The organism is Acidobacterium capsulatum ATCC 51196, assembly GCF_000022565.1.
Classification (GTDB): Bacteria; Acidobacteriota; Terriglobia; order Terriglobales; family Acidobacteriaceae; genus Acidobacterium; species Acidobacterium capsulatum.
This window is the reverse complement of sequence record NC_012483.1, coordinates 422,409-448,408: the sequence shown is the minus strand read 5'-3', so window position 1 is coordinate 448,408 and position 26,000 is coordinate 422,409. Positions and strand designations below refer to the sequence as shown.

Here is a 26,000-nt window from a genome sequence, read left to right as displayed (position 1 = left end):
ACTGCGGCATCAGTTCGCTTACGTGTAGCGGCGCGGAAAGATTATGCCGCCATCAGGCTGCGGAATCCAGGCTGCGGAACCAGCTCGACAGCGAGTGCCGGCAGACGTTCCATCCCGCCTTCATTCGCCTTGGGATTGAGCTCGAGCGCTTCTTCTTCGGTCAACGGTGCAACCGAGCACCGGCAATTAAATCCGCACGGTGGATAGATCTTATGCCACACCGGGTCAATCGCTCGCGCAAGGAACTGGTCCAGCACCGCGTGCTCCGGCCGCACGCGATCATCTTCCATCGTCCAGTACTGCCAATAAGGCAGCGCCTCGACGATATGCGGCTCCAGCATCTGCTCCAGGCGTCCCGCGCTGTAAGCCTTCTGCATCGCGGTATTGAAGGCCGTGTCAAGCGAGAAGGCATTCAGCGCTTTGACATCCGACTCTTCCTTGAGCGCGGCGACAGCTTTCCTGAAGTCGCGCGGCGTGCCGCCTTTTTCGGCCACGTCGGCCAGCTCGTTGCGGATCTTCTCGATCATGCGCACGTCGCTGGTTCCGGCGAGGGTGAAAGCATCACGCTTGTAGCGCGAGCTGAGCCCGTCGAAGACGGCGCGCGTGACCGGCGTCAGCTCGCGAATGTAGCTGGAGCTTGTCGTATCCGGAAAGCCGAAGTTCGCGCCCAGGGAGACGGTCGCGATGTCTCCGGCGGCTCGCTCCGCATCCTTGTCATCGGCAAAGAGCACCGTACGCGACGTCATCGCGAGCGGCATCAGCTTGCCCGTCTTGCGGTGAGCATGCCGCAGGATGTGCAGCCGCCCGGCGAGATCCGCGTGCGCGAGATGGTGCGCAAGCAGATCGCCCAGGCGGCGCTGGTACCCGCCGTCTCCGACCCTCGGCAGGTGAGCACGCACCAGCATCAGGGCTTGACCACCGGAACGGTCTGGTCAGCGATCTCGCGCACCCGCTCCTTCATCACCTGCTCCGCGTCGGCTTTCATGCGCGCCAGCAGCTCGTCCACCTCGGCCATCTCCGCCTTGGCCGCTTCTTCTGACTCGCTGAAGGCCGCCGACTCGGTCGACCGCAACTGCTCCTGCACCTTCGGCGCGTTGACGTTGGGCACGAGTACGTCGTCCGGATTCTCGCCCGGAGCCAGCGGCATGTCGTAGCGCTCCACGACGTAGCCGACCGTGATCTTTTTGCCCAGTCCCTGCAGGCCGCTATCAATTGCAAGGCGTGTGCTCAGATCTTCTTCCTCGGCCAGGTCAAACGACCATTTTGGCATCGGCGCATCGGGCCCGAAGTTCCAGAGCACGAGCCGGCGCACAAGCTGCCGGTTGATCATCGACTCAAGCGCACGGCAAAGTTCGACGCTGCGTTTCTCGAGCGTGTCTGCATGCGTAGTGCCGAGCGCCTTTGATCCCGTTCCACCTTCATTGCCAAAGCTCGTCAGCGTCTCGCCCAGCACGCGGCGTACGATCGAGTACTGCATCGCCTGAAAGAAATGCTCGTAGACCGCCGGATCCTGCGAGCGCGCAATCTTGAGCAGCTCCTGGTCATAATCGAAATTGGCGGGCACTGCGATGGCCGTGCCGTCCACGATGGCCTGCGCGATGTTGACCGCGTTCTGCCGCTCCTCGGCATTGTTCGCGTCGTTGTAGCGCACCACGGCCGTGCCGGGCCCCTTCTCGGCGAACTGCAGCCAGAGTCGCTGCACGTTGCGTTTGAACCAGCTCGGCCAGAAGATCGCCTTCAACAGCGGCTGACCGATCCGGCTGCGCCCGCGCATGCGGTACGACATCACCAGGAACTTCTCTTCCGGGACCGGATTGCCACTGGACGCCCAGGGCGAGTCCAGCATCTGCAGCGGGCCGACCTGCGGATAGTAGCGGTCGCCGAAGAGGAATAGCTCCTGCGGGCAATCGTCGATCGACTGCAGCGACGCCTGCCCCATCGAGACGTCGAACACCAGCTCCTGCACGCTGAATCCGTAGCCGGCCGCATCCAGCACGCAATCCAGAACGGCGTGAAAATCGAGCCCGTCGAGCTGTTCCTTCACAAACTGGGCAACGTCCGCAGCCTTGGAGTCTTCCTTGTTCGCCGGCAGCACATTGCGGTCGCGCTCGAGCACGCTCAGCTTCAGCGTGTCGAGAGCGTTGGCAACGTCCTCATCTTTCTCCTCCAGCTCCCGGTAATAAGCCATCGTCGAGGGCTGGAAGAGCTTCATCTCCTGCCAGATCGCCGTGGGACTGCGCGTCCCGCCGAAGCCCAGCGAATTGCGGTACTGCGAAATCTGCGTGAGATAGAGCGCCTGGGTGCTGACAATCTGTCCCTTCGGCGGTACCGCCGGGATCTCGTTATCTGCTGCCATTACTGAAAGCCTCCTGTCATCGAGTACGACGGCCGCTTGCTCGATGTCTGCATCCCGAGCGCCAGCACGTTTGACTGCGCCGCGTAGGTCGCCAGCGCGCATCCCCAGAAGTGGTCAGCGTGCGCGCGCGCCTTGGTTTTCTTGCCGCCGGCAACTCCGGTCTCAATCGCCACCTGTGGTGCGTCAAAGGTCACGCCGCTGGCCGTGGCCACGCGCTTGACGCCCTGGATCTCCGTCCGGATGTCAAGCGAATACGGAATGCGCTCGCGCCCGGACTCGAACGACTTCTTGAGCTTCACTGCCAGATCCACCTTGAGCCGCACTGCACCATCGGCTACGTTCGACGTGGCCGCGTGCTTTTTCTTCTGCTCGTCGCGCACGCGGCTCGATCCGGCAAAATTGACGCCCATCACACGCCCGGGGCACAGCTTGTTCAGGTCGTCGAATAGACCAATGCCCATGCCCGTGGAGTCGATCGCCGTCACCTGCGTCATCTTCATCCACGGCGCAATCAGATTCGCCTGGTCCGGGAACGGCATCTCGTGAATCGCCATCGCCATGCGCGTCACCAGCACGTCGCCCAGGTCTTCTTTGACCCAGAAGGTGGTCCGGTTCGAGAAGCGTCCCACGTCGATGCCGCCAAAGAGCCGCCCGCGTGGCGCGTAACCGCCAGGCCATTCCACCGTTGCCGTCTCGCTCTCGGCCCGCTGAATCAGATCGAGCGGGATCCACGCGCCGCCAGACTTCAGGAAGACGCAGTAGAACTCCTGATTAACGATGTCCGCGTCCTGGATGAGCTGGCGCATCTCATCCATGTTGATCGGGCAGCCATCGGCAATCGCCATCGGAGCGTCGATCCAGTGAATCGACCACCCCTTCACGATCTTGAAGTTATTCTCAGGAGCCACGCCATCGGTAAGTCCCAGTTCCTTGCACAAGTCGTAGAACTTGCCCTGTTCGCCGTTCGGCGTCGATAGCACGCGCACCTTGTGGCCGAGGGCTACCTGGCGCGTAATCGCAGCCCAGATGGCGTAGCTCTCCTCGTGATGCGCAAATTCGTCCAGAATCGCGTTGCCGGGATAGCCGCGGGCCGTGCGGGGATTCGCCGGCAGCGCGATGATGCGCGCGCCGTTGGCAAAGGTAATCCGCTGCTGGATCGCCTCAATGTGGCCCAGCTCGTCATACCAGTCTTCGTCGTGGTAGAGCTCGGCCGTGCCGGTCATCACCTCGATCAGGCGATGACATGTCTCGATGAACTCGACCGATTGCGCCTTGCTGGCGCTCAATACCGTCCAGGTCGTGTTTGGATGCGCGAGGCAATCAAGCGCAGCCTCAAGCGCGGTCGCGAAAGAAAAGCCGATGCGTGCAGACTTGACCGCGATCTTGAATCGCGCTTCATCCTGCACCCATCGCACCTGGTAGGGCCGCAGGGCAAGCGCCGGCGGCACCTCCGGCCGCACCGGAACCGCACCTGGCACGACCGAAGCGAGCGCCAGCGTTGCTGCCAGCAGCTTTTTACCCATGAGCGCCCTCGGACTCTTCCCTGGGCGCGATTCCGAAGACGCGCTGTTTCAGCCGCGCGAGGTCGGCTTCCGTGACTTGCCCCTTGCTGGCCTTCTTCTGCAGCCGCTCGGTTTCTGCTTCCAGCTTGCGGCGCGTCAGCGCCTCGCGCTTCAGCAGCGCCTGCACTTTCTTTTCGTTTACGGCCACCTGGCGCTCACGCAGCTCATTCGTCCGCCGCTGCTGCAATATCTCCGCGAGTACAATCAGAGCCTTCGCCGCGCCCATGCGTCCCTTCGTGGTGGCGTCCTCCGAGAGAATCGACATGATCTGGTCGCGCGCCGCATTCAGCACGGCTTCGTCCGAGCCATCCACCGTCGAGCGCGCAAACGCTTCGGCAATTTCCCGCGCCTGGGCAGACCGCGCCAGCGTCTCGCTCACCACCTGTTGCACGCGCAGGTCATACCAGCGGTGCAGGTTGCTGTGCGGCAGCCGCATGTCCGGGAAGAGCTCGAGAACAGAGGTGGGCAGCTCGTCCCACTCGATGAATCCGCCCTGGGCTTTTGGGAGCGCTGACCGCTCTTCGATCTCCTGCCAGGTGAGCCCGTCGCTGTTCTTCAGCTTCTGCAGCGTCTGGCGCAGCTCGGGCATTGCCTCGATCAGGCGGTCGATCTTGAGCGGCTGCTGCGTGCGCCGGCGCTCGCCGGTCCGGGGTCTGCGGGCGGCCACGGTTCAAAACTCCAGGGCCGGATCGGTCGCAACGTTCTCTTCGACCTGGTCGCGTCCCGCGGCGGTGAGCTCGATCTTCTCGAAATACTGGCGCCCCGTCAGTGAATTGTGCCGTGCCGTGAAGCGCACGTAGCGGCGGTCCTGCAGATCCTGCAGCAGCGTCAGCACGTCGATCAGGTTCACGTCAAAGGCCAGGTCCTGCAGCGTGCGCGTCAGGGCGACGGAGTCAAAGCGGCTGCCCTGCACGTTGTGGCGCGAGCGCAGCAGCAGCAGAATCTGCCCGCGCATGCGCCGCGCTTTCTTCGGAGTCAGGTCATCCATCATCAGTCCTCTTCATCGCCGGCGTTCTGCACCGGAATCTTCATGCTCTCGGCAATCTGCGCCAGCAGGTTGCTCATGCGGTCCGTCCTGCGGTGCATGCGCTCGGCCTGGGTGGCCGTGTAAGCCGAGAGCGTCTGAATCTCCTGCAACTGCCGGTCGTCCTTCTCGGCGATCTTCGTCATCGCCTCGGCCATGTCGCGCTGCGCCTCCACGCCCTGCTTGGCAATTTCCACGAACTGCTGCAGCAACGTCCCGAAGACCACCACGACCGAGATCTCGATCAGCGGATTCGGTCCCCAGCTCCGCAGCAGCGCGAAGGCTTCCGACGGCTGCGTTTCCAGAATCTTGTAGCCGCCCATCACGATGGCCGCCACGCTCGCCCCGCCCAGGCCCACGGCCACCGACCGAAGCCATCCGTACCGGAACCCGATTTTCACATCCGCATGCCGACCGTTTCCCAACACCTCTACCGCCCCTCCCAGACCACTCCCAAAACAACCCCTGAAAACCCGCTCACGGCTTCCGGCCCCCTCAAAGCCGCTTTCGAGGGTCAGAAAGTTTTCCCTGGTGCCCCGTAAAGCGCCCTAGAAAATTCTCCTGCGCACACGGAATTTCCGCGTGGGGGATTACACCCCCCCCCGAAGCTCCTGGGGGCATTTCCGGCGTTTTCGGCATCGGCGGCAAAAGCGCCGGCCGGGACGCACGGACGATCTCGGAAACCTCGGTCGAGATCCGGCCCCAGTCCCGGGAAATCCGCCGCGACTTTTCGGCTGCCCGGAGGCACTCCCTGCAGGGTGGGTAACCGTGCTGACATGCAGATGCGCTCATGTCGCTCCTCACTCTCTCCTTGGCCAGCTCCACTGGCGAAGGTCGCCTCTTCGTCATCCGAAATCCGGTCCGTCATCGCCATCGTCCTCGGCCGAACCGCTGCTCAGGCGTCGCATCCGGTCGAGTTCTCGCGTAAGGCTGAACTCGCTCACTGGCTCAGGCCTCAAATCCTTAGCCATGCGAAGAGCGGTCTCCTCGTCGACGGGCGTGATTCCATAGATCGACTTCACGTTGTAATACTTGGTCAGCGGCGCGCGCTCCCCGATTTGCGGCACGTCAACGCGGATCAGACTTCCAGCGCCGATCTCGGCTTCCGAGACGCGGCCGGCAATACGGTTGTGCCCGAAAAGCTCAACGAGCGCCCACATCTCTTTCTTGTTCTCGTCCATCGTCTGCCTCTCTCATTCCTACTTCCCGGCGGCTCGGTAGCTGGTTGACCACGGAGCCGCCGGGTTTCGTTCGTCGCTACGTTGGTGTATCTTGGTGCGGCCCTACTGGCCCGCGCTGGAACTTTGCGCCTCTTCCGGCTTCGCGGATGGCGTGGGGTCCGGCTGGTTCGCTGCGGCCACCGGCTGCGCGGCAGCCGCCAGGCTCTCCGGAGAAATGCCCGTACGGCGCAGCAGCATATCCACCTTCGCCTCAATCGCGGCCACGTCCGCCTTCAACCTGGACTCCGCTTCCTGGATATGTTGGTTGGCGTCGGTCCAGCTCTCCCGCATCAGGGTCCAGAGCCGGTTTTCAACGCCGCCCAGCAGCTTTTCGCCCCACGTCTTCACGCCATCGACCAGCTGCCCGTGGCGCGCCACGCTCACCAGCACGCCCAGCCCAAATGCCAACAGCATCAAAATCAGCGTCGTCATCACTACCTCCTAGGGCCTGTCGGCCCGCTTCTCAAACACGTTTCCGGCCCGATTGATCCCGTAAAGCGTCCCGGTCACGCCTCCGGTAAACATTCCGAGCGACTCCACTGCCCGGCAAAACTCCTCGACCGTGACCGGCGCGTGGATCTTCGCCAAGAGCGCCGTCAAAAAGCCCAGCACGAAGACGATCACCAGCGCCACGCAGACCCGCGAGCTGCTCACCGCGCCATCGTCCTCGCTCAGCATCGAGCGCAGAAACGGCCGCGCCCAGCTCCCGGCCTGCTCGGGCTTCAGAAGATCTGGCATCCCAGCCCTCCAGCCACCGTCCCGATCGCCGCGCCTACGCCCGGCTGGCGCTTATCGATGCTCGCGCCACCATAGGCCGCCGCGCCCTGAATCGCCAGACACTTCGCCCCGCGCGCTATCCGCTGCAGCACCGATCCGCCTCGGGCAGCATTCCGGTAGCCGTCCGCCGTCTTCTTCTCGGCGGCGAGCTGTGCCTGCAGAGCCGTCACCTGCGCCGCCTGGTCCGCGCTCGTCTTCGAGCAGGCCGACAGCTTCGCGTTCGCCGCGTCGCAGTCCAGCTTGTAAGTCTCAAACGCTGGCAGGTCCGCCGCTGGAATCTGCACCTCGGGCGCAGCCGGAATCGATACCGCCTTTCCGTTCACCGTCTCTGTCTGCGGCGCCGGTTGCGTCAACGTCAGCGGAACCGGGATCTGGATCACCTTCGGCACGGCCTGGATAAACTGCTGCGGCGTGATGCTCGCCGCCTGCGCCCGCTCCACGGCAATCGTCGCGAGCTGCTGCTTCAAGGTCGCCGCCGTGCTCGCAATGTCGGCCTTGGCCGCATCAATCTGCTGCTGCTGGGCCTGAATCACCTGCCGCTGGGCCTGCGCGGTCGCCTGCGCCTTGAGCTGCGCATCATGCTGCCGCAGCCAAATGACCGCGAACAGCGCGACCAGCACCACCGTAACAATCGAACCAGCCAGCTCAAGAATCTCTTTGCGCGTCATGCCACCGCCTCCGCAGCCTGCGCCGGCGGCGTCGGCCAGATGTCGTACTGCTGCAGGTCAAACTCGTCGATCAGCTCGAACAGCAGGTCGTCATAGTCGGGGTTCGTAGAGTAGCCGCACGTCTTCAGCTCGCTGCAGGCTGAGCCCACCTTGCGCACTTGGCACATCGCCATGAACGGCCGATACCGCACCGCGGTTGAGAGCAGCAGCGCGTGCGCCTCAAAGCCTGCGGCCGGCGTGGGATACTTCGCGAAGCGCGCCATCTCCTGCACGCGGCGTCCGTCCACGAACTCCGAGGTCGGAAACTCCTGGTAGCTGCCCGGCTGCGCGCTGGCCACAGCCTTGATGCCGAAAAAGTTGTTGCACTGCCGCGCCAGGGAGCTCTTGCCCCAGCCGCTCTCCAGAATCGCCTGCGCAATCGTCACCGACGCGGGCACGCCATACTTCCGCATCGCGCTCTGCGCCGCCGGAACCACCAGTTTCAGAAAGTCGCTCTCTTGAGCATTCATCGCGCCCTCGCTCCCGGAGTGTCAGGAGGGCCGGCGCGGCTTCCGCGCGAAGCGAAAGGGGTAAGCCCGCGCCGGGGGCTCCTGGCTCTGGCACTCCGCGAAGCTCCTTTCAAATCAAAGTCGCAATGCGCGGATTCCCACTCCTCACCGGAGATAGATCGAGCGTAGAGGCGCGCCCATCCCTACAGGGACCGATCCGCAAACATCGCGCGGCGCGGAAACATCAAATGAAAAACGGCCCGCAATCGCGGGCCGTGAGGGAGCGCGACGACTCCCTTATGTCCCGATGAGAAGGCGGAACAGGAAAAATATCAGCGCGAGGAACGTGATCGCCGCGCTGAAGAGCACGATACCCCAGAACACGCCGAAGGCGATCGTCCACATTGTTGCCGGTGCCGTGACGGTTGACCTGGGCGCTGCTGGAATCAAAGAGTCTTCCTGGCAGAAGTCATGCCGCTTCCGTCCGACGCCAGCCCACTTCCCGCAGATTTCGCATTTAGCCATGCTGCTCGTCCCTCCCTCTCACTTGCCATTTACCCGCGTGTAGGCGTCAGCCATCGTCGCCTGAACCGTGCGCTCAACGGCGGGGATCGCCTTTATCGGAAAGTCTGCTGACGAGTCGCCAATGGAGAAGATGAGGCGTTCTGACCCATCGTCGCTTTTGTAGTAGCCAGCGGAGAATCCCTGTTCTGACACAAAATCGATCTGCGGGCTCGATCCGGGTATCTTCGCCAAGTCGGCGCGCCCCTCTGACTCAAACAGCTTGAGACATCGTGCGAGATCCTTAAACTCAGAGATCGTCAGGACGGCTTGCGCGCGACGCACCGTACCGGGAACGCCTGGCGCACTGAAAGAATCCTCGGTGACTTCGATTTGTATGGTTCTGCTTGCACTTCTGGGCTTCCCGGGAACATACGAAATATGCGCCTCGAATGATACATTTCCCGGTGTGCATCGGATTTCGGGGTCCGGAGCGATGCCACAAGCCTTCTCCGACGCAACTCGCGCAGGAAATGACGTGGTGGCGCGGAGAGTGTCAGGTGAATGCAATCGCGATTCAACACCAGCAAGCGTGCTCCTGTTCGCGCACCCCGAAAGCAATAAAAGGGTCGTACCTAATATCGCGGAACAACCTGATCTCCATTTCACGCTAAGGCTCTCCTGTTCACCTCGCGACTTTGGCGGTTGAAATTTAACAGATCTCCCATCGAGTCGCGCAAAACCGCATTTCTTCTTTCTGTAGATGAGCGGTTTTCTGAGATCACGCGGGGCCGGTGACTCTACGTGAAGCCTTTTTGTTCTTCGGCTCCGGAGCATCCCCGATCCATTTGCAGATGCGACCCGCTATGCTTCCAACGCCATGAGACTTCAGAACTCTCACACGGCTGCTTTCGGCACCTATCGGGAGCAGCAGATAGGTGGTCCCGTCGCGACGGAGCACCATTGCTTCCAACCCCTCGTATCCGATTACGGCTACGATGCAGCCGACCAGGCGATCTGGATCTCGGCGGCTCACGTCTACGATGCCAATGACCTCCGTGGACATATAAGGAATGCCGGGATTAGGGAAACGGGTGGCTTGGAGGGTGCCCTCGAGGGGCAGCCAACTGGAGGGGAACTGCAAAATACTACTCGATGTGCTCATCGCTTCTTTCGTACCTACCTTCAATGGGTCTTGAACGTAGGGGATGATAGAGAGCGACTCCTGCGGCGTAAAGATGCCTTTTGTGGCCGTGACTTGGTTACTATCCTCCAGCGACTTCGCCACCGCCTCGCTTGCGGCGAAGAGCATCTCCGGCAACATTTTTTCGCCTAGAAAGTAAGAGGCGGGAACGCCCGCTTCTTCCAGAAAATAAAGCTTTTTCTCGTCGTCGGAGAGCTTCGCCATTCGGGCGAACGTTTCGGGCGTGGGACGAATCTTGCCGCGCTCCCAGCGCGAGACGGACCCCTGATCTACCCCGAGTGCGAGGGCGAAGCGCTGCTGGCTCATTTCAAGCCGCTCGCGTAACGCCTTTATGTTCTTCGCTACCTGGTCCAATTGTTTCGCTGATCCTGACACACTTTTCCCTTGACCCTTATGCATGCATGCATTATGGTGGTCTGCATATTCCCCGGATCGGAGTTCAACTTGTCGGTCAAGTTTAAACCTGCAATCCCCGAAATCGACCACGCCTCTGCAATTTACGGCATTTATTCCCATGTCGCACGGAAGTTGGGCGTTACGCCGCAGCACGTTCGGCAGGTTGCGAGGGGAGAGCGCACGTCGAAGCGCGTAAGCGCTGAGGTGCGGCGCGAGGTTAGACGTAGGACCGAGAAAGCGAAGCGGAGGGCCGCATGAGAGGGAGGTATTCATCGCCAGCTCAGTCTCCGCCAGGAGTGTCCCCCTCGTCACTGGAGAACTCGGCGTCAGTTTTTCCACCCGATCAAGCCGCGCTCTTCGGCGACGCAAACAGGTGGCCCGCCCCCGGCACCTGCGCGGATGAGACCACGATTCGCGCACTCGTCACCGACGCAATCCGCCGCTCTGGCAAGAGCCGCGAGGTCATTGCCGAGGAAATGTCTTGCCTCACCGGCGATCGCGTCACGGTCCGCATGCTCAATAGCTACTCCAGCGCAGCCGCTGAGCAGCATCGATTTCCGGTGCAATACGTGCGCGCCTTTTGTCACGCAACCCACGATTGGAAGCTCCTTCATTGCATAGCCGAGCGCGGAGGTTTCCGCCTGATCGGTCCGGCTGAGGAGCAGCTCCTCGAGCTCGGGCGCCAATACCTCATCCGCAAGCGCGCGGAGGAACACACCGCACGCCTGGAGTCTGCGCTTTCGGGGGTGCGGCTATGAGCGCACCTCGCAAGAAGAAGCGTCCCAGCGTTGTTTCGGTTCTGGCCGAATGCGGTTGGAGCGAAAAAAGTCTTTTGCAGTACCAGATTTTAAGAGTGAAGGTCGATCTGATTCGGGCTAATAAGCGCCTCCGCCGGCTGGAAAAACAGCTCAACGATCTGGAATCTGCAAACACGCCACAGAGCGGAGCGTCGGCATGAGCGCGGCCCCGAAGCTCTATCTTGTTCCGCAGGCCGCGGCGCACGAGTGGCTCACCGCCGAGGAGGCTATTGCCCGCACCGGCCTGACGGATCGCTGGCTGCGCGAGCAGGCTCGCCACGGCTCCATCATCTCGCGCGCCACGGGCCGCACCGGCCGCAACGGCAAGCCGTTGCGCGAGTATCTGGCATCGTCATTGCCTGCCAGCGAGCGCCGCGTCGCCGAGGCCTGCAGCAACGCGGCATCGGCCATGCGCAGCCTGCCGCTCTTTACCGATTCGCAGGTGGCCCTCCCCGCCAAGGCCGCGCCTGACACGCTACCCGTCGGCGCGGCCGCTCAACGCCAGGCAGAGGAGCGCTGGGCCGTCCTGCAGCCCATCGTGGACTTTGACAAAGACCCACTCCGCTACGCCGCGCTGCGGCTCAAGGACGGCTCGCAGGTCACCTCTCAAACCCGGATGCTCGAGTACCAGGCCGAGATCTCCGGCGTCTACTCGCGCACGTTGAAGCGCTGGCTCAAGCGCTGGCGCGATGGCGGCCTCGCCGCCCTGGCAGACCGCAACCGGCAAGACAAAGGACTGTCGCGCTGGTTTGAGGAGCATCCTGAGGCGAAGGACGTTACAGCGGCGGCCTATTTGCAGCCGGAGCAATCAAAGATTGCAGCCTATGAGGCATTGCAGCGTTGGTGCAGCAGGGCCGGCATCCTCGCGCCTCACTATTCGACCGTCCGGCGCTGGCTCGACTCAGACGATCTGCCCGAGCCCGTAGTCACGCTGGCTCGCGAAGGCGAGCGCGCCCTCAAAGAGCGGCACCTGCCGTTTTTGCGCAAAGCCTACACCGACATCGCGCCCAACCAGATCTGGGTCTCGGACCACATGATCCACGACGTGCTGGTGCGCAACGACTGCTTTGAGGGCGCCGCGCCGAACGCCGCCATCCGCCTGCGCTTTACGGCGATGATCGACTACCGCAGCCGCAAGCCCATGGGCTATTGCTGGACAGTGGAGGGCAGCTCCCGCTCCATCGCGCTGGCGTTGCGTCGCGGCATCGAGCGCTACGGCGCGCCATCGACGCTCTACGTCGATAACGGCAAGGACTACAAGCGCGTCGCGCGCGGCGCAGCGCCGGTCTGGAAACGCGTGGCCAGCGAGCAGTTTGTTGCGGACGTGGCCTGGGTCGAGAGCCTGGGCGTCCTCAGCCGCCTCGGCATCGAGGTGCAGCACTGCCTCAAGTACCATCCGCAATCCAAGCACATCGAGCGTTTTTTCCGCACGCTGCACATGCGCCTGGACCGCGTGATTGCCGGTTACACCACCGGCAACGCCTATCGCCGTCCGGGTGCGACCAACGCGCTCGCTGTCGCGCACCAGCGGGCGATCAAGTCGGGCCATGCCGAGGCCTCGCCGCTGCTGCGCGCAAGCGAGCTGATCCAGCTCGGCACCGCGTGGCTCGAGACCGAGTACTCCGTCGCGCCTCATCGCGGGCGTGGCATGGACGGCCGTTCACCCAACGAGGTCTACGACGGGGGCTATCCGGTCGAGTCACGCCATATCCCCGATCTGAGCAACCTCGACCATCTCTTCTGGGCGCGCGCGCAGCGCAAGCTCGACTCTGGCAACATTCGGCTCGCCAACGAGTTTTATGGTCCCGCGGTTGGCGATGAGGTCGGCAGCGCCAATCTCTTTACGCACGGCAGCAACGACGTTTTTGTCCACTACGACGAAAACGAGATCGCGCCCGAGACCGCCATCGTCACTGACCTTGATGGCCGCGTGCTCGCCCGCGTGCATCGCGTCCAGCTCCAGCCCCACTCCGCCGCTGCGCAGCCTTACATCGCCGCCAGCATGGCGGAGCGCATGCGCCTCAAAAAGGCCGCTCGCGAAACCGTGCGCACCATCCGCAAGCGCGCGGACCAGGCAGGCTACGTGCCTGCGATCGATGTCCTCCGGGAGCGCACCCAGCTCCCGGCCGCAACCCAGCAACACATCAACGACCGGCCCACGGCGCGCAAGCCCAAAGCCGGGCAAAACACCGTCGCGCCCCCATCGGCGGTCGATATCGCAACCGATTTTTTGGAGGCTCTCAGTGAGTAACACTCTTACGCGCGATGAGCGCGTGGAAGGCCTGCAGATCACCGCTCCCCAGCGGAAGCAGACCATCGCACGAACTCTCGATTTTCTGGCGCGCACCGGGCTCACCCGGCCCGATCTCGCGCGCCGCATCGGATACGGCGAGTCCACGCTCGTGCAATTCCTTAATGACCGCTATGAGCGTGTCGGTCGCAGCGATGAGCGCATCCGTCTTGCCATCAATGAGTTTCTGGACGCTCATCCCGTTCTGCCGCCCACGCAGACCATGGGCGAGATCTACGAGACAGCCAACGTCCGAGTCATCCGCGATACATTCGAGCGCGTTCTGCGCCGCGCGGTCGCCTATGTGCTTTACGGAGCTCCCGGCAGCCAGAAGACTTTTGCGCTTCTCAATCAGGTCGCGCTGTTTAATCAGCAGGAGCTGCCCAAGAACGGCCACGGACGCCGCGCCTATTACGTCTATGCGCGCGAAGGCATCCGGCCGCGCGACCTGCTGCGCCGCGTCTGCATCGCTTGCGGGGTCCCGGTCAGCGGCGACATCGACCGGATGTTTAGCAACATCCGTTTTGAATTTCGGACCCGGCAAGTCGTCCTCATCATCGACGAGGCGCAGCACCTTCCGCTCGAGTCGCTTGAGGTCGTGCGCGAGCTGCTCGACCAGCCGCCGCACTTCTCCCTGCTGCTGGCCGGCAGCCACGATCTCATGACCACCTTTGATCGCTTCGCCGGGAACCTCGAGCAATGGAACTCAAGGATCCTCGCCAAGGTCAAGCTGCCGGGGCTGCTGGAGTCCGAGGCCCGCGCCATCATCCAGCGCGAAGTCGGCGATCTGCTCGCCCGCGTCAAGTCGTCGCTCGCTGAAAAGCAGGTTGCCGAGCTGATCGCCAAGGCGACCTCGCAGGACCGCTTTGATCGCGGCAAGACCTACATCAACGTGCGCACGCTGACCAACGCGCTTGAACAGATCAAGGCGGCCGCCGCCGCTAAGGAGGCATGATGGCTATCTACTACGGACCTGCGTGGATCTCGATTACATCGGCGTTCAGGCTTTTCGTTGACCCCGGCGAAATGGCATTCATTTGTCGCGGAGGCGAATTCTGGCTTTTAGAGGGCCCTCGCACGCATGAAGTCGCGCCCGGATCGAAGCTCTGGGTACGCGAGGGATGGGCTCTTGAAACGAAGCCTGACGGACATCATCGCGTTTATCAAGTCGGTCAATTCAGATTGTTTCTGATCCTGCTTGCTCGCGCGTTCAAGCGCATAGCGAAAACGATTGTGCAGCGCAAGGCTATGCCCCTCCTCGACGCTCACGAGCGCCGCTCCCTCACGGTTGCTGACCGAGTCATGCGCGGCGTCCTCATCGCCGCTGCCATCGGGCTGCTGATCGAGATTCTGCCAGCATTCTTCAACGGCGCCATAGCTCAGGCGGTGCGCTGATGACGCTCAACGACTACCTCACCGCCGTCAAGCGCGCGGTGCGGATTATTTACCCGCATCTCGCGCCGGACTACTTTGATCTGTGTTTCTCGGCGTCCATCCCAGCCTGGGTCGATACCTACCAGACGCATCGCGCAGAGTTTCAATGCTGGACCGAGCAGGAGATTGAGGATCAAATCCTCGCGGAGTGGTGCTCGATGGCCGCGCCATCCACCACGGAGGTGCAGTGATGACCCTTCAGGAATTCCGCTCCGAAACCCGCAGCTATTTCTATCGCCAGTCCCGCATCGAGCACCCGGAGCTGGACGAGCTGCAGCGCGCCGTCGCCTCTGACCTCTTTATGCAGTGGGCCATGCGCTTTTACGTCGCCAACCAGGCGAAGTTCAGCGGCATGCCGTCCGGGATGCTCGCCGGAGCCTTCAACGCGGTTCTGCCGAATGTCTCGATGAAAGCGAAGGTGCATTGATGCCAACAATCGACATTCTCGCCGGCAGTACGGTTTTCGTATGCAAGCGCGGTCGCCGTCCCCGCCGCCGCTGCGGCCACTGCACCAAACGCTGGTCCACGCGGCTCTGCGATTACCCGGTGGAGCACGGCAAGCGCACCTGCGATGAGCCGCTCTGCGACGAATGCGCCGTCAGCGTCGGCAATGACAAAGACTATTGCCCGGCGCACGCGCGCCATGCAAAGAAACAGGGCGAGCTCTTCGCCCAGGAGGGCCAGAACCATGGCTGAATCCCTTATCACCCATTGCAACGGCTGCAACGCCGTCAAGGCTAACGGAGCGGCCGGCTGGAGCTATGCCGCGCTGCGCAAAGGCTGCGAACGCGAGGGCATAGCCTTCGCGGCGAGCAAAGACCCGTTCACCGAATGGGATCCTGCCGACGAGAAATACGTTCTACGCGAAGACATCGTGCTGCTCGATATCTGCGGCAGCGACTGCCAGCACAAGGTGCTGAACAAATGGTCTGCGGGCGGCTTTGCTCAGGCCGCTTCCGCAGCATAACCCACTTCACTCACCAGGAGAAATTCATGTCCACGAATCCCGAAATCACCGAGACCTCAGCCAAACCCACGCCCGAGCAGATCGACGAGCTCGCCCAGCGCTGGTCCGCCGCAAAGCGCCACGTCAAAGGCGCGCAGGAGGCGCTCGCCTCCGTCGAAGAAGAAGCCATTGAGATGGTGCGCATTTACGGCGTGGTCGTGCCGCACGCCGAGAAGTCGCGCCGCCTCACCGGCCGCCACTCCGAGCTCACACTGACCAAGTCCGACACCATCACCATCGACGATGGCCGCGTCGAAGACCTGAAGTCCGCGCTCGAAGCCAACAAGCGCTCTGATCACTTCCCGCGCCTCTTCACCCTGCGCTCGAAGTACGAAGTCGTCGATGGCGCCGACCAGGTGATGCGCACGGAGTCTGTCTCGAAGCGTCTCAGCGAGAAGATCCTCTCGCTCTTCGGCCGCTGCATTCAGGTCAAGGCGAAGAAGCCGTCGCTCAAGGTCGTGATGTTCGATCTCAGCAAGCCGCCAAAGAAGTCGCGCGCCAAGAAAGGCGGCGAGTGATGACAGACGAGCAAATCGTGTCGGCCAGAGGCTCTCTTTTCGGTTGCACTGTTTATGTCGAGGGGATGGAGATCGACTGTCCTTTGTGCGGCACACACGTCGCGACCGGTCAGCGGCATCGCTGCGAGAAACAGCGCACAGAAGCGGCTCGCCATCTCACACCCAAGCTGCAAGTCAAAGCCGCAGAGCCTCGTGCGCGTCTTGATTATTACGAATATTTGCGCAAGTCAGGCAAGCCATGCTGGTTCATCCGCGAAGGCTTTCAAGGTCCAGCGCTCAGCGATATCTGCGCTTCGCCAAAGTCGGCGTGGCGCGACGCAGCCGAACGCCTAAAGGCCAGTTTTGGCAACAACAAGACGCCGACGGCCCTCCAGCTTCGCAGCCCCGAAGGGGGTGTCGCATGATGACCGACGAAGAAGTCGTCAGAATGCGATTTCCGGGGGCACAGGTCCACCTGGTAGCGGGTGTCCACACTCCCGCAGGTGGCTTCTATCAGATCGCGAACGGAAGAGCACCTCTCGGAAACGCGTGCCCAACAGAGCTTGGCGCGTGGGCGAGCGCGAGAGAGCAAACGCGTTACTGCAAAGTCGCAGACGCGGCTCCGCTTTCTGGCGAAGCTCCAACAAAGCCGTCCGCGCCGACCCCGAACACAGCCAAACTCTCCCCGGAAGAGGTGATGCAACTCCACGGCGAACTCGCGAGCGCCTGTCCCGATCGAATCACGCTTCCTATCCCGCGCCCGCTAGCTCACATTTCCGAAGCCGCAATCGACATGTGGTGGAAGACGCTCGATGTTGCCTGCAAGATCGAGGCTTTCAATCTGTTCTACGAGTCCTTCGTCGGCGAGTCTGACGACGACGCGGAAGAGCCGGAGCAGCCTGCGGAAGGCGGTGCCGCATGATGCGCACCGAAACCTTCCTCGAATGCGATCAGTGCAAGATTTGGACCGCCTCGGTGGACGGAGCCATCTTCTCGCACCGCGACCTCCGTCAGGCTGCGAAAAATCTCGGATGGCTGCGCACGCGCGGCAGCTCCGGAATGCAGGTCGATCTCTGCCCGATCTGCAAGCCCAAAAAGAAAGGACGCGTTCAATGAGCATCTTCTGCTTTGCACGCCGCCTCACGAGCCGTCACGACCGCCGCAGGGCTCGCATCCTGGCCCTGATCGACGGCTACTGGCCATCCGGCATTTGCAGGTTCTGCGGATGCTCCGACTTCAATGCCTGTCGCGAGAAGAACGGACGCAACTGCCGCTGGGCCAACCCCGAGCGCACGCTTTGCGACAGCACAAGCTGCCTGCGGCAGCTCGGCATTCTCATCCGGAGGCACATGTGACGCAAGCCGCCCTCTTTGAAACGCGCACGCCCGAACTGATCGCCCAGGAGCGCCGCGCGCACCTGGACGATCAGATCACCCGACTGCTGCTCGGCGAGTCGCAGTTCCGCATCACCGAGCAGCAGCGCCGGCTGCTGCACATCCTCTCCAAGCGCTATGGAAGAGACCGCGCCATCCGCATCAGCGAGATCAGGCAGCGCCTGGAGATCAGCGAGCGCACCATCAAGGATCTGGTGCGGTCGCTGGTCACCGACTTCCGGCTGCCCGTAGGGGCGTCGCGCGACGGCGTCGACGGCGGCTACTACCTGGTCATGACGCCGGAAGAAGCACGCAGCACAGCGCAGCCCTACATCGACGAGGCACTCAAGCTGCTCGACCGCGCCCGCGTCCTGGTCGGCGATCGCGCCATCCTCGAGCTGCGCGGGCAACTCGCCATCACTGAAGAAGTCCACGAAGGAGAGCATCAATGAGCACCCGCATGCATGAGTGCGCCGCGCCGGGCTGCCGCATGAGGATCTTCGAGCGCTTCCTGATGTGCTACAGGCACTGGAACCTGGTCCCGCGCGACCTGCAGCAGCTCGTGACCTCGCGCTGGGAAAACATGCAATACGGCATGAGCCCGCGCCTCTATCTCATCGCGCGGCAGCAGGCCATCATCGCCGTAGCCGCGCTCGAAGGTCTCGACACTTCCGGATACGAGCTTAAGCTCAACCGCCTGCGCAGCAGCGCCAACCTGAAGAGGTCGGCATGAACAGCGAGCGCCGCAGTTGCCTGGAAAAAGTTCGCCACGAGAAGTGGTGGAACGCGCGCGCCGCGCTGCGCTCGACCATGCGCGCGCACAACCTCAAGCCCGGCGAGCTGGTCATCTACCAGTGCCGATTCTGTCACGGCTGGCATGTCGGCCATCCGAGGCCCGAACACCTGCGAATCAGGAGGATCAAACGCAAATGAAGAAATGGTGTGAAGAATGCGCACAATTGGGGCGAACGTCTGAGGCAACGCACACGGTTCTGGAAATGCTGCTGTGCCGGCCCTGCGCTTCGGCCGAGGCCGTGCGAGCTGGCGTTCCCGCTCTGCCTATCGGATCTCCAGCTCCGGCATCTCCGCCGGTGGCCGAACGTCCGGCTTCTGAGCAAACCTCGCGAGCGAACAAGCACAAGCGGATTCCGGACGAGACCCGCGCCGCGATCCTGCGCGAGCCGGCGTCGGCCACCAACACATCCCTCGCCGCCAAATACGGCATATCCGACGTGAGCGTCCATTACATCCGCAAAGCGGCAAAGAGCGGGGAATCGAAGGCGTTCGTCGAGCGTGTGACCACGGTCAAGCCAGCCAAACGCATCCCGGCTGCCCGTCCGGTCGAAGTGCCCGTGGAACAGGGCACGCTCGCCGCGATGGCGCGTCTGGAAGTGCTCGATTCGATCTGGAACATCCTGTCGTACGAGGCCAAGCGCCGCGCGTTGCAGTCCGTCAAAGCCGAGATTCTGGAGGCGCTGTGAGCGAATCGCGAATAGAAGAAAGCAGGAAGCTCAAGCGCTTTGAAGACGCGCTCGCAGGCCACCGTCTGTCGTGGACCGCAGCCCATCAGATCAGCGCCGCCATCTGCGAGCTGCGCGGCATTGCCTACGCCACGCTGTGCTCTGGGGACTACAAACTCCCAGATGGCCTGCGATCCCAGCTTCAGGCCATTGTTACATCCATGAAGAACTCCGGCATTGAGGCTGCGCGTGACATGCGGACGCCGCATCAGCGTGACGCTGCCGATCGGAAGCGGAGGACCCGGTGAAGGGAAGCTTTTTCGCCGTCGCCCAGGAGATCGGCGCGCTCGTCGAGGCGAAGAATCGCGCCTACGGCAGCAGCTTTGCCAAGTCGGGCGATTTCCTGCGCCTGCTCTACCCAGCGGGGTTGCGTCCCGACCAATACGACGACGCGCTCCTGCAGGTGAGGATCTTCGACAAGCAGATGCGCATCGCTACCGACCGCGACGCATTCGGCGAGTCACCGTACCGCGACATGGCAGGCTACGGAATTCTGGGTGCAACCATGCGAGCAACGAAAGGGGCCAACAGCAGTGACCATTCAGCCGGCGCGGCAATGTCAGAGACCGGGGTGCAGCAAGCTCGTGAAAGAGAAGTCAGCCAGGTTCTGCAGCGGCGCGTGCCGCGAGGCCGACCGGCGCGAACAAAGACAAAGCGCAACGCCGGCGACGTGTCCGAATTGCGGAGCAAATCTTCGGCGTCCACGCGGACGCCCGGCAAAACGAAAGGAGCCTGATCTATGAGCAGGCAAATCACCAGCCCGCAGATGAAACGGCTGCAGGTGCTTTTCAGCCAGGTCGCGCGGCGCACGCAGATTGAGAACACGCGCGACGAGCGGCTGCTCTGGGCCACCGAAGGTATCGGCCGCAAGGTGGAATCCTTCAAAGACCTCACGGCAGACGAGGCGCGCCGCCTCATTGACGCCGCCCAAGCGCAGCTCAATTATCGCGCACCTCTCAAGCAGCGTCGCAGCCGTGCGGACGCCGACCGCCGCGGCCGCGATGGCCGCCGTGACGGCAAAGACCTGGCCGATCAGCCGCAGATCGCGAGCGCCCAGGACATCGAGCAAATCGAGGAGATGTATCAGCGGCTCGGCTGGACGCGTGAGCGGTTCGATGCATGGCTCCGCTCCATCCGCTCACCACTCAAGTCTCGCGATCGCGCCATTCGCACGACGGCCGACGCCAACAAGGTGCGCTGGGCCCTCAAAGGAATGCTCCAGGCCGCGGGGCTCTGGCAAGATAGGAGACCGGCATGAGCCAGCGGCCCGCGGACGGTCCCGGCTCGCAGATCCTGCTGCCCTTCGCCGAGCGCGAGTGGATCACGCTGGAGCGGACGTGTCTGATCCTGGGCACGACGCCGAAGACCGTTTATCAGATCGAAGACACCTGCGACGAGTCCGGCAGCCCGTTGATCCGCGTACTTTCCTTCGGCGTCGCAAAGCGGAAGCGTGTGCTTTACAAATCGGTCGTCGAGTTCTGTGACTACCTCGCCAAGAAGCACTCCATTCCGGTGCAGCGGCCGCCGCTGTCCAACTCGCTCTTTCGTCATCGCGACGAAGATCTTCTGCCGTTTCCGCTGAGCGACACAATGAGCATTGTCGATGCCAACCGCTATCTTGGCTACGAGTCGCGCGGTCCGGTCGTGAACTTTATCGAAGAAGGCCGCTTCTACGCCTACCGTCTCCTCGATCGCGGAGCCTGCCAGTGGCGCATCAGCCGCAAATCTTTTGCCGCTTGGTTCAGCGCATGCACGCGGTCGCATGCGAACTTGCCGAAGCGTTCTTCCACTCACGAGTGAACACTCCTCCACGCGCGAGCACGGCACCATGTCATCATGGCCGCCGGTTATACCTCTGTCTCCGCTGCAAAAATCACTGATGCAACAGGCACGCCGCTCGCAAGCGGATCCATCACATTCACTCCGTGCGATAACAACGGAAACGCGATCTCGTTTGTGGTGAACGGCTCCGGTCAGGCAATCTCCGAGCCCGTTACTGCCCAGGTCGTCAACGGCGCATTTAACATCGCACTCGCTGACACTTCGCTCACGTCCCCGAAAAACGTCTGCTACAAGGTCTCGCTGCGCGACAATCTTACGTCGCAGAGCGCTCTGGGTCCCGGCTATCTGATCCAGCCGTCTGGCGCGAACTGGAGCTTCGACAACTTCGTTCCGAATCTGGCCGCGCTTGTCACCGTCCAGCTCGGGCCGCAAGGTCAGGGATTCAACTTTCGAGGCGCGTGGGCTCCTGATGTAACATATGCGCCCTACGATTGCTTTACCCAGGGCGGCAATAGCTACGTCGTGACGACTGCTTATACCTCCGGTTCGGCCTTTGGCGCGACCGATACCGCAAATGCTGTTTTGTTCGCAGCAAGTGGAGCGCTCTCAGGACAGGTCACCACTCCGCTGACTGCGAGCGCAGGCGCAACAATTACAGGCGGTCTTACCGTGGACACGATGAGCACGGGAACCGCGACCGAGCAGGACCTTCCCGCCAATTACGAAGGCGCGCTCTACGTGATCCGCGACGCCGCTGGATTCATCGGCTTTGCTGTGCAGAATGGCCCAAATGGAGCATTGGTAAAGATCGGGGGCGACCTCACGGTCACCGGACTGCTCAACATTCTTGGCTCGTTGGTCGCAGACGGCTATGCAATGGTCACGTCCAGCGAGGTAGAGCTGGGCGTCAATCCGCCGAACGCGCTCTATGCGATCTCAGATCCCAAGGGAAATGTCGCCTTCGCAGTCCGCGCGGACGGGCGCGTGCTCGGAACGCTTGCTCTCGATCCCGCCGTCAAGGGGGCATTCGATGGCGACGAGACGATGTTCTACACGGGCACCGATGCGAACGGGCTCTACCAGGTATTTTCTGCCAACATTCGCACTGCAGCCATCGCGAAGCTTACGTCCACCGGCAATAACATCTTCGTCTCCCTTTCTGAGGACGGACAAACCGTCACGTTTGCCTCTGATCGCGCTGGCAGCGTCGCCACGCTCTACCGAATGGATCGCAACGGCGTCACGAAGCTCACCGCAGCATCGCCGTTTGCGAATGCCTATGAAGTCAGCCACGTCATCGGCGTCGGCCAGTCGCTCATGCTCGGCGCGCTCGCAGTGCCGCCGCTTTCCACTTCGCAGCCATATGACTCGATCATGTTCAACAGTGGTCTGCGCTGCGGCGTAGACAGCGGCAATGCCAGCAGCTATCCCGCGGTGCAGTCCGCAAACATCGCATCCTTCACGCCGATGGTAGAAGCCACGGACGCGTTTGAGGGCACTTACGGCGAGACGGTCATGAGCGGTTGCTTCAACCACTTCGTTCGCCGCCACGCTGCTCTTGGCAAGACGACTCTGCTCGGCTCTATTCATGCATGGGGCGGCCACGCTTATTCCGCAGTCGGCCCCGGTACTCAGCCCTATCTCAACGCGCTCGCAAGCATCACTGCTGCGAAAGCGATTACGGTCGCGGCTTCGGAGACCTATGGCGTTCGCGCAATCTTCTGTATCCACGGCGAGCAGGATGAGCTTGGCTCGGGCAATCCGAACTATGAAGCCGACCTGGTGACGTGGCAGTCTGACCTTCAAAGCGCGATCCAGGCGATCACCGGACAGACAGAGACCATCCCGATGATCCTGTCGCAGATCAGCAGCTATGGCATCTACGCTGGCCACGCGACGCCGATCATTCCTCCGCAGCAGCTTGCGGCATGCGATCAGAATCCCGGCAAGCTGCTGTGCGTAGGGCCGAAGTATCATCTGCCTTACGAGGCCGGCCAGGGCGTTCACCTGAGCGCGATCGGCTACCGCTGGCACGGCGAGGAGTTTGCCAAAGTTCTGGCCTACGTGATGCAGGGTAAGAGCTGGCGCCCTCTGGAACCGCGCTCGGCTTACATGCGTGGTAACTCGATCATCGCTGACTTCTATGTGCCGGTGGCTCCTCTGCAGATCGACACCGTCAATGTCACCGAGCCAGATAACTTCCCAGGCAGTAAGTACGGTTTTGAGTTTACCGATGGTTCGGCGACGCCTCCGACAATCACCGCCATCAATATCGTAGGACCGGAGACTCTGGAGATTGTGCTCTCGGGTCCTTCCACCGGAGGCAGTCCGAAGCTCGCCTACGCCTGGACCACGCCGACCAGCGGCACGGCCGCGTACGCAGGGCCAACCTCAGGGCCGCGCGGAAACTTGTGCGACTCGGATGCCACGCCTTCGATTTACGGCAACGATCTTCGCAATCGCTGCGTTCACTTCCAAATCCCAGTCCTCTAAGGAGACATCATGGGCAGGCAGCTCATTCTCAGTGGCGCCGATTTTTCGGCCGGTGGCCTTTCACTCAATTGGCGTCCTTCCATGCTCGGCGCAAATCTCGCCGCATGGCTCAAGGCGGACGCTGGTGTAACTTCTTCGGCCGGCGCTGTAAGTCAGCTCCTTGGGCAATCGACCAACGCTTATGCGCTCGTGCAGACGACGAGTGCGGAGCAGCCGGCCTTGACGGCAAATGAGCAGAACAATCTGCCCGGCATCGCGTCCAGTTCGGCCACTGCGCAAGTACTCGCCACAGCTACAGCGCCTGCTGCTGTGCAGTTTGAGTACAACAAACCCTTCAGCCTTCTGCTCGCTTTCAAACGCGTCGGCGCGTCGCCATACAACGGCAACAATTCGTGGGAAGCCATCATGAGCTGTATGGACCCGGCAGCTGCCTTTCGGGGCTGGTTTGTCGGAGGTAGCAAGCCGAGCGGTGGCACTTTCACTTTCGCCTTGAGCTACAACGGTGCTCAGGCGTATGCCATCAACGTGCATGGCGCGACGGTACTGGCCGCTGGCCATCCATACATCGCGACTGTAACGTATGACGGATCGGGGCATGCCGCCGGTGTATCGATCACGCTCAACGGCGCTGCTGAGACGATGACCACGGTAAACGACACGTTGGGCACGAACACGGCAGTCAGCAGCGGTCAGCGGCTGGCTATCCTCGGTGGCTCGAACGCGATCGCGGGCTTTCAATCCATTGACTCTTTCCTGGAAGGCGTCGTGGTCAACCGTGTACTGAGCGCGCAGGAAATCGCCTATGCGCAGGAATATTTGAAGGGCCGCTGGGCGGCTTATTGAGATGTGACGGGTGAGGTGATATTCCAAAAATGGAATATTGCCTCACTTCCGTTGGATTTTCCTTTTTAGAGGGTTTCTGGTCACTTCCGTTGGATTGCTGGTAGGCGATGCGACCGCTCGATTCGCGGGTTTGAAGAGTTTTCCACATCTGCCGTTAGGCTGTGTTCTGATCCAACGGAACACTTCCGTTGGATTTCCGCACTCTGTAAACGAAAAATCAACAACTTACCCTTTGAATCCAACGGAAGTGCGCGAGTTTAGTGTCACCGATCGTGCGAATCCGTGTGGGCTCTTTTGTTTGTGGAAAAGCGTGTTTCGCCCGCGCCAATCCCGCTGATTCCCGCCGTCTCCCGTAATCTCCCACCAGTGACACAGATCTTGCTCACTCACACTTTTGCGGGGTGGATGTACGGGCTAAAGCCCGTACCCTTCAGGGGCTGAGTCTTATGGGGCGAGAGGGAGCGCAGGTCCCTCCGCTCACTTCGCTCGGTCGGGATGACAAGGGATTAGGGGCGGAGCTTTGGCCGGCATGACAGGCGGGGAGCGGTGGCGGTTGGAGGACGAATCTTCTTGACGGCGCTGAGGTTCGGTCCTAATGTTGCGGCATCTCCTTCCAGGGACAATTCATGAAGCGAACGTTGCCTCATCCCTTCGGCTGTTTTGTGGGCCTATTGCTTTGCGGGCAAATGGTGGCGGCGCAGACGCAGCCCGGAACCGGGCCGGCGAAACCTCAGACGACCCAACATGCGACGCAGGGAGCAGAAGCCGATAGCGCGATTTCTGCAGATTTGGGAATAGGCGTAGGAAATACAGGCGTGAACGCTGTACGTTGCTTCAGTCCCTCCGCGAACTGGTACGAAACCGAAAATACAGAGCTTCTGCGCATGATTGGAGAGGCGTCTCAAAACGCTCAGGAAGGTGTGGAGACTGAACTGCGATACGAGCAGAAACACCCAAACTGGACACTGGATAGGATTTTGGCGGAACGCATAAGCATGTTGAAAGATCTTCTCGACAGCGAGTCCCAGAGCCGATGAAACGACTGGCGTATCTTTTGCTACTTTGCGCTGTTCCCTGCCTCGCGCAGCAGACGGCCGGAGCGGTGCATCATCTATACGTTGAGCGCATGAGCATTCAGCCTCCTTGCAAGCCGAGCCTGCAGATGGTGGGCGGCGAACGCGAGATTGTGCCGTGCAAGGGAGACGCCAAGATCGTTCCCGATCAGGTCGCTCACAGTAGCGATACGCAGCTTTCAGCACTGCAGAAAAAGGAGGAAGAGGCGGAGTTGAATTACCTGATTTATCAGTGGCACCACACCCGGAATGTGTTTGTGTGGCAGTACTGGTCAGGCATTGTGATTTTTGTAGTGAGCGTCCTGCTGGTGGTGGCTGGCATCATTTTTGCTGCCTGGCAACTGCAGTACAGCATGCGGCTGGGCAGCAAGCGCATGGAAGTGATGGATGCGCATGCGGCGGCGCTGACGGCGGCCGCAGCGGCTGGCGATGGAGCCGCGGCCACAGCGGTGGCGAGCGAGCCGAGTGGCACGACGCTGAAGATTTCCGCCACTGGGCTTGAGGTGCATTCGGCGACGCTGGGGGTGATTATTCTGGCGTTCTCGATGGGCTTTTTCTACATGTATTTGAAGTATGTGTATCCGATTCAACTGGTGCAGACGCAGCCGGTGACGCAGAGCCAGCGTTGAGGCGGAGCGGCAGGGGCTGATGTCGCGCTCCCTTTCAGGAATCCGGCCGGGAGTGCGAGAGAAACCT

At 61.9% G+C, this 26,000-nt stretch carries 40 protein-coding genes; 25 read left to right on the top strand and 15 right to left on the bottom strand.

Translation table 11 applies throughout. From position 1 onward, the window contains the following. Window positions 1–41: 41 nt before the first annotated feature. From ACP_RS17075 to ACP_RS01895, 15 genes are all read right to left on the bottom strand, one after another. A complete protein-coding gene (locus tag ACP_RS17075; RefSeq protein WP_012680797.1) occupies window positions 42–905 on the bottom strand; it encodes a phage head morphogenesis protein in 864 nt (287 codons plus the stop codon). After that, entirely contained in the window at window positions 905–2,356 is a 1,452-nt protein-coding gene (locus tag ACP_RS01965; RefSeq protein ID WP_012680796.1) for a phage portal protein family protein, read from the bottom strand. The genes ACP_RS17075 and ACP_RS01965 overlap by 1 nt, the downstream gene beginning before the upstream one ends. Continuing rightward, the gene (locus ACP_RS01960) at window positions 2,356–3,879 is read right to left on the bottom strand and encodes a terminase large subunit domain-containing protein (protein WP_012680795.1); all 1,524 of its coding nucleotides are present in this window, start codon (window positions 3,877–3,879) and stop codon (window positions 2,356–2,358) included. The genes ACP_RS01965 and ACP_RS01960 overlap by 1 nt, the downstream gene beginning before the upstream one ends. Then, the gene (locus tag ACP_RS01955) at window positions 3,872–4,585 is read right to left on the bottom strand and encodes a hypothetical protein (protein WP_012680794.1); all 714 of its coding nucleotides are present in this window, start codon (window positions 4,583–4,585) and stop codon (window positions 3,872–3,874) included. Before ACP_RS01955 ends, ACP_RS01960 begins: the two co-directional genes overlap by 8 nt. 3 nt (window positions 4,586–4,588) lie before the next feature. Beyond that, window positions 4,589–4,909 carry a hypothetical protein gene (locus ACP_RS01950; RefSeq protein WP_041839201.1) on the bottom strand — a complete coding sequence of 107 codons (321 nt, stop codon included), beginning with the start codon at window positions 4,907–4,909 and terminating at the stop codon, window positions 4,589–4,591. Beyond that, window positions 4,909–5,370, bottom strand: a complete 462-nt coding sequence (locus tag ACP_RS01945; RefSeq protein WP_148214985.1) for a hypothetical protein — start codon at window positions 5,368–5,370, stop codon at window positions 4,909–4,911. Before ACP_RS01945 ends, ACP_RS01950 begins: the two co-directional genes overlap by 1 nt. Before the next feature lie 417 nt (window positions 5,371–5,787). Further along, window positions 5,788–6,123: a hypothetical protein gene (locus ACP_RS01940; protein WP_041839199.1), complete on the bottom strand. Its 336-nt coding sequence runs from the start codon at window positions 6,121–6,123 to the stop codon at window positions 5,788–5,790. Window positions 6,124–6,225: 102 nt separating this feature from the next. Beyond that, complete coding sequence (locus ACP_RS01935; RefSeq protein WP_041839198.1) at window positions 6,226–6,594, bottom strand: hypothetical protein; 369 nt, start codon at window positions 6,592–6,594, stop codon at window positions 6,226–6,228. A gap of 9 nt (window positions 6,595–6,603) precedes the next feature. Next, complete coding sequence (locus tag ACP_RS01930; RefSeq protein ID WP_012680791.1) at window positions 6,604–6,900, bottom strand: hypothetical protein; 297 nt, start codon at window positions 6,898–6,900, stop codon at window positions 6,604–6,606. Further along, window positions 6,885–7,607 carry a hypothetical protein gene (locus ACP_RS01925; RefSeq protein WP_012680790.1) on the bottom strand — a complete coding sequence of 241 codons (723 nt, stop codon included), beginning with the start codon at window positions 7,605–7,607 and terminating at the stop codon, window positions 6,885–6,887. The genes ACP_RS01930 and ACP_RS01925 overlap by 16 nt, the downstream gene beginning before the upstream one ends. Further along, on the bottom strand, window positions 7,604–8,116 hold the full coding sequence (locus tag ACP_RS01920) for a glycoside hydrolase family 73 protein (protein ID WP_012680789.1): 513 nt from the start codon (window positions 8,114–8,116) through the stop codon (window positions 7,604–7,606). Before ACP_RS01920 ends, ACP_RS01925 begins: the two co-directional genes overlap by 4 nt. 276 nt (window positions 8,117–8,392) lie before the next feature. Beyond that, the gene (locus ACP_RS01915; protein ID WP_041839197.1) at window positions 8,393–8,620 is read right to left on the bottom strand and encodes a hypothetical protein; all 228 of its coding nucleotides are present in this window, start codon (window positions 8,618–8,620) and stop codon (window positions 8,393–8,395) included. An 18-nt stretch (window positions 8,621–8,638) separates the two neighbouring features. Then, complete coding sequence (locus ACP_RS01910; RefSeq protein ID WP_148214984.1) at window positions 8,639–8,851, bottom strand: hypothetical protein; 213 nt, start codon at window positions 8,849–8,851, stop codon at window positions 8,639–8,641. A gap of 526 nt (window positions 8,852–9,377) precedes the next feature. Then, window positions 9,378–10,154: a helix-turn-helix domain-containing protein gene (locus tag ACP_RS01905; protein WP_041839195.1), complete on the bottom strand. Its 777-nt coding sequence runs from the start codon at window positions 10,152–10,154 to the stop codon at window positions 9,378–9,380. 368 nt (window positions 10,155–10,522) lie between these two features. After that, complete coding sequence (locus tag ACP_RS01895; RefSeq protein ID WP_148214983.1) at window positions 10,523–10,882, bottom strand: hypothetical protein; 360 nt, start codon at window positions 10,880–10,882, stop codon at window positions 10,523–10,525. Window positions 10,883–10,950: 68 nt separating this feature from the next. Between ACP_RS01895 and ACP_RS17970 the strand changes: the two genes are divergently transcribed. The 25 genes from ACP_RS17970 to ACP_RS01775 all read left to right on the top strand — a co-directional run bounded on the left by ACP_RS17970 (window position 10,951) and on the right by ACP_RS01775 (window position 25,933). Continuing rightward, the gene (locus ACP_RS17970) at window positions 10,951–11,154 is read left to right on the top strand and encodes a hypothetical protein (RefSeq protein ID WP_012680785.1); all 204 of its coding nucleotides are present in this window, start codon (window positions 10,951–10,953) and stop codon (window positions 11,152–11,154) included. After that, window positions 11,151–13,244: a DNA-binding domain-containing protein gene (locus ACP_RS01890; protein WP_012680784.1), complete on the top strand. Its 2,094-nt coding sequence runs from the start codon at window positions 11,151–11,153 to the stop codon at window positions 13,242–13,244. The genes ACP_RS17970 and ACP_RS01890 overlap by 4 nt, the downstream gene beginning before the upstream one ends. Further along, window positions 13,237–14,238 (top strand): AAA family ATPase, encoded by a 1,002-nt coding sequence (locus ACP_RS01885; RefSeq protein WP_012680783.1) that lies wholly within the window; start codon window positions 13,237–13,239, stop codon window positions 14,236–14,238. Before ACP_RS01890 ends, ACP_RS01885 begins: the two co-directional genes overlap by 8 nt. Beyond that, entirely contained in the window at window positions 14,235–14,678 is a 444-nt protein-coding gene (locus tag ACP_RS01880) for a hypothetical protein (RefSeq protein ID WP_148214982.1), read from the top strand. Before ACP_RS01885 ends, ACP_RS01880 begins: the two co-directional genes overlap by 4 nt. Next, the gene (locus ACP_RS01875) at window positions 14,678–14,908 is read left to right on the top strand and encodes a hypothetical protein (protein ID WP_012680781.1); all 231 of its coding nucleotides are present in this window, start codon (window positions 14,678–14,680) and stop codon (window positions 14,906–14,908) included. The genes ACP_RS01880 and ACP_RS01875 overlap by 1 nt, the downstream gene beginning before the upstream one ends. Beyond that, window positions 14,908–15,144: a hypothetical protein gene (locus tag ACP_RS01870; RefSeq protein WP_041839192.1), complete on the top strand. Its 237-nt coding sequence runs from the start codon at window positions 14,908–14,910 to the stop codon at window positions 15,142–15,144. The genes ACP_RS01875 and ACP_RS01870 overlap by 1 nt, the downstream gene beginning before the upstream one ends. Next, window positions 15,144–15,413, top strand: coding sequence for a hypothetical protein (locus tag ACP_RS01865; protein ID WP_041839191.1), 270 nt, complete (start codon window positions 15,144–15,146; stop codon window positions 15,411–15,413). Before ACP_RS01870 ends, ACP_RS01865 begins: the two co-directional genes overlap by 1 nt. Further along, window positions 15,406–15,684, top strand: a complete 279-nt coding sequence (locus ACP_RS01860; RefSeq protein ID WP_012680778.1) for a hypothetical protein — start codon at window positions 15,406–15,408, stop codon at window positions 15,682–15,684. Before ACP_RS01865 ends, ACP_RS01860 begins: the two co-directional genes overlap by 8 nt. Before the next feature lie 26 nt (window positions 15,685–15,710). Next, window positions 15,711–16,241, top strand: coding sequence for a hypothetical protein (locus ACP_RS01855; protein ID WP_012680777.1), 531 nt, complete (start codon window positions 15,711–15,713; stop codon window positions 16,239–16,241). Continuing rightward, window positions 16,241–16,645 carry a hypothetical protein gene (locus ACP_RS01850; protein ID WP_148214981.1) on the top strand — a complete coding sequence of 135 codons (405 nt, stop codon included), beginning with the start codon at window positions 16,241–16,243 and terminating at the stop codon, window positions 16,643–16,645. Before ACP_RS01855 ends, ACP_RS01850 begins: the two co-directional genes overlap by 1 nt. Then, the gene (locus ACP_RS01845) at window positions 16,642–17,142 is read left to right on the top strand and encodes a hypothetical protein (protein ID WP_041839189.1); all 501 of its coding nucleotides are present in this window, start codon (window positions 16,642–16,644) and stop codon (window positions 17,140–17,142) included. The genes ACP_RS01850 and ACP_RS01845 overlap by 4 nt, the downstream gene beginning before the upstream one ends. Beyond that, entirely contained in the window at window positions 17,139–17,336 is a 198-nt protein-coding gene (locus ACP_RS01840) for a hypothetical protein (protein ID WP_041839188.1), read from the top strand. The genes ACP_RS01845 and ACP_RS01840 overlap by 4 nt, the downstream gene beginning before the upstream one ends. Next, entirely contained in the window at window positions 17,333–17,575 is a 243-nt protein-coding gene (locus ACP_RS01835) for a hypothetical protein (RefSeq protein WP_041839187.1), read from the top strand. The genes ACP_RS01840 and ACP_RS01835 overlap by 4 nt, the downstream gene beginning before the upstream one ends. Further along, window positions 17,572–18,045: a hypothetical protein gene (locus tag ACP_RS01830; RefSeq protein WP_041839186.1), complete on the top strand. Its 474-nt coding sequence runs from the start codon at window positions 17,572–17,574 to the stop codon at window positions 18,043–18,045. The genes ACP_RS01835 and ACP_RS01830 overlap by 4 nt, the downstream gene beginning before the upstream one ends. Further along, on the top strand, window positions 18,042–18,326 hold the full coding sequence (locus tag ACP_RS01825; protein ID WP_012680773.1) for a hypothetical protein: 285 nt from the start codon (window positions 18,042–18,044) through the stop codon (window positions 18,324–18,326). The genes ACP_RS01830 and ACP_RS01825 overlap by 4 nt, the downstream gene beginning before the upstream one ends. Next, on the top strand, window positions 18,323–18,526 hold the full coding sequence (locus ACP_RS01820; RefSeq protein ID WP_041839185.1) for a hypothetical protein: 204 nt from the start codon (window positions 18,323–18,325) through the stop codon (window positions 18,524–18,526). Before ACP_RS01825 ends, ACP_RS01820 begins: the two co-directional genes overlap by 4 nt. A 158-nt stretch (window positions 18,527–18,684) precedes the next feature. After that, the gene (locus tag ACP_RS01815; RefSeq protein ID WP_169305889.1) at window positions 18,685–19,074 is read left to right on the top strand and encodes a hypothetical protein; all 390 of its coding nucleotides are present in this window, start codon (window positions 18,685–18,687) and stop codon (window positions 19,072–19,074) included. Further along, a complete protein-coding gene (locus tag ACP_RS01810; protein ID WP_041839183.1) occupies window positions 19,071–19,361 on the top strand; it encodes a hypothetical protein in 291 nt (96 codons plus the stop codon). The genes ACP_RS01815 and ACP_RS01810 overlap by 4 nt, the downstream gene beginning before the upstream one ends. Next, the gene (locus ACP_RS01805) at window positions 19,358–19,849 is read left to right on the top strand and encodes a hypothetical protein (RefSeq protein ID WP_012680770.1); all 492 of its coding nucleotides are present in this window, start codon (window positions 19,358–19,360) and stop codon (window positions 19,847–19,849) included. Before ACP_RS01810 ends, ACP_RS01805 begins: the two co-directional genes overlap by 4 nt. Window positions 19,850–19,852: 3 nt before the next feature. Beyond that, window positions 19,853–20,371 (top strand): hypothetical protein, encoded by a 519-nt coding sequence (locus ACP_RS01800; RefSeq protein ID WP_012680769.1) that lies wholly within the window; start codon window positions 19,853–19,855, stop codon window positions 20,369–20,371. Next, the gene (locus tag ACP_RS01795) at window positions 20,368–20,913 is read left to right on the top strand and encodes a hypothetical protein (protein ID WP_012680768.1); all 546 of its coding nucleotides are present in this window, start codon (window positions 20,368–20,370) and stop codon (window positions 20,911–20,913) included. The genes ACP_RS01800 and ACP_RS01795 overlap by 4 nt, the downstream gene beginning before the upstream one ends. 36 nt (window positions 20,914–20,949) lie before the next feature. Beyond that, window positions 20,950–23,388 carry a TolB family protein gene (locus ACP_RS01790; protein ID WP_012680767.1) on the top strand — a complete coding sequence of 813 codons (2,439 nt, stop codon included), beginning with the start codon at window positions 20,950–20,952 and terminating at the stop codon, window positions 23,386–23,388. A 9-nt stretch (window positions 23,389–23,397) separates the two neighbouring features. Then, a complete protein-coding gene (locus tag ACP_RS01785) occupies window positions 23,398–24,231 on the top strand; it encodes a hypothetical protein (RefSeq protein WP_012680766.1) in 834 nt (277 codons plus the stop codon). A gap of 626 nt (window positions 24,232–24,857) precedes the next feature. Next, complete coding sequence (locus ACP_RS01780) at window positions 24,858–25,268, top strand: hypothetical protein (RefSeq protein ID WP_012680765.1); 411 nt, start codon at window positions 24,858–24,860, stop codon at window positions 25,266–25,268. After that, a complete protein-coding gene (locus tag ACP_RS01775; protein WP_041839181.1) occupies window positions 25,265–25,933 on the top strand; it encodes a hypothetical protein in 669 nt (222 codons plus the stop codon). The genes ACP_RS01780 and ACP_RS01775 overlap by 4 nt, the downstream gene beginning before the upstream one ends. The last annotated feature ends 67 nt before the right edge of the window (window positions 25,934–26,000 follow it).